The organism is bacterium, from assembly GCA_040755795.1.
Classification (GTDB): Bacteria; UBA9089; CG2-30-40-21; order CG2-30-40-21; family SBAY01; genus JBFLXS01.
Genome location: JBFLXS010000620.1, coordinates 1 through 1728, shown reverse-complemented (window position 1 = coordinate 1728; position 1728 = coordinate 1). Strand labels below are relative to the sequence as shown.

The following is a 1728-nucleotide window of genomic DNA, read 5'->3' as shown; positions in this document are numbered from 1 at the left end:
TCTGATTTATTTCCATATCTTCTCTGTAAACTCTTGCGTCTCTGCGGTAAATTACCACCTGAACGGTTACAATGAATCATCTCGACAAATAAATTAATTCTCCCATTTTCTCATCTCCAACCGAAAGTTAGACAAAAGATTCACCCTGCTATCGTTTTTTTTCCTTTCTTCCTACTCGCAGAACTATCTCATTACAGGAAATTCTCATGCAACTACCCAGATTTCAAGGTTTAATTCCTATTATGCTTCCAGATTGAACACGGCGAGCAGATAACCAGCTATTAAGTGACTTTTGGCTCTCGCCACTGTGCCGTCCCGCTATCAATCCATCAATACCAATGTGTTCGTCAAGGTCAGGCCACTCAATTGCATATCCATCTCCCAATAATTGCCAGTTTTGCCGCTCAGTTGGTGAAGCATAGAATAATCGTGGATACCAGGCAAGTGGGACAACAATACGCCGTCCATCTGTCAGGTCCACTACCAATTCCTCATCTGTTACTGTAACTCCTATCGCTATAGGTTCTACTTCAAGCACCAAAGTATTCATACCACGCCTCCAAAAGAGTTGATTCATGCTCTACTACAAGACGAGCAATCTGATTCAGTTCGTGTCCAGGAAAACCCCGGTTTTTCACCAAGGAAACAGGAGTTATCCAAAACTTGGCGATTCGACGGTCCCGCTTTACATGAATATGGGGTGGTTCACCCTTATCAGAACTAAAGAAAACAAATCTATATGGACCATCTTCGAGAACAGTTGGCATAATCGCCTCTCCTTATATCTCTTGTATAATAAGTTTTACTGGTTAATTTCCAAGTGATAACAGGTTGTCACTGCTATGGGCTAACGATAAAGTTCAGGTGCGGCGGGGAGAATTACCACTAAAGTTTGATAGCCAGATAAAACTTTGAGAGACCACAAAACTCTGACCACGGCACAGTCCCCAGGCGTCAACTGCAACGACTTGTTAGGAAAAAATTCCACTTCGCCCTCTTTTTTCTTCTTCTGATTTGCTTCCCTTCTTAATAATTTAGTATTGTGTCTCCGGGATTACCAGCAACAGAAACATGTAAATAATCTCGTTTTGGTCGACGTGCAGGGATTCCATATAACATCCCTTCCGCACTAATATCTTCGTCAATATCTGGCCAATGTATACCTTGACCATCTCCAATAATCTCAAAGTTTGAGCGTTGTTCAGGAGTTGCCTCTAAAAGACGCCATGACCAGACAAGTGGTACGCTAATAACACGACCATCAACAAGATAAGCAATAATTTCTTCTTCTGTGACACGAACAGTTCTAATTCGTGGTTCTATTAAATTAGCCGCAGTGTTCATTCCATACCTCCATAATTTTGTTTCGATTAGATTGAATAATTTGGCGGATATCATTGAGCTCTTTTGGTGAAAAACCATAGTTTTTGCTTAGTATAACAGGTTCGAGCCAAAACTTACAAACCATTCTTTCCCTTTGGACATGTACATGTTTGGATTCGTAACAATCGAAGCTATAAAAGAAAAACCGATAAGGACCTGGGATATTTTTAATTGTTGGCATTGTATAATTTACCCTCTCCTCGTATATCAGTTATACACCTAACGATAAAGTTCAGGTGCGGCGGGGAGAATTACCACAAAAGTTTGATAGCAAGATAAAACTTTGAGAGACCACAAAACTCTGACCACGGCACAGTCCCCCGCCGTCAACTGCAACGCAGGGTT

At 41.3% G+C, this 1728-nt stretch carries 4 protein-coding genes; all 4 read right to left on the bottom strand.

The window, feature by feature from the left end; genetic code table 11:
• Positions 1 to 223: 223 nt before the first annotated feature.
• Entirely contained in the window at positions 224 to 550 is a 327-nt protein-coding gene (locus AB1414_20315) for a DUF2442 domain-containing protein (protein MEW6609758.1), read from the bottom strand.
• A complete protein-coding gene (locus AB1414_20310) occupies positions 531 to 767 on the bottom strand; it encodes a DUF4160 domain-containing protein (GenBank protein ID MEW6609757.1) in 237 nt (78 codons plus the stop codon). The genes AB1414_20315 and AB1414_20310 overlap by 20 nt, the downstream gene beginning before the upstream one ends.
• Positions 768 to 1026: 259 nt before the next feature.
• Entirely contained in the window at positions 1027 to 1344 is a 318-nt protein-coding gene (locus AB1414_20305) for a DUF2442 domain-containing protein (protein ID MEW6609756.1), read from the bottom strand.
• Positions 1328 to 1564 carry a DUF4160 domain-containing protein gene (locus tag AB1414_20300; GenBank protein ID MEW6609755.1) on the bottom strand — a complete coding sequence of 79 codons (237 nt, stop codon included), beginning with the start codon at positions 1562 to 1564 and terminating at the stop codon, positions 1328 to 1330. The genes AB1414_20305 and AB1414_20300 overlap by 17 nt, the downstream gene beginning before the upstream one ends.
• Between the last annotated feature and the right edge of the window lie 164 nt (positions 1565 to 1728).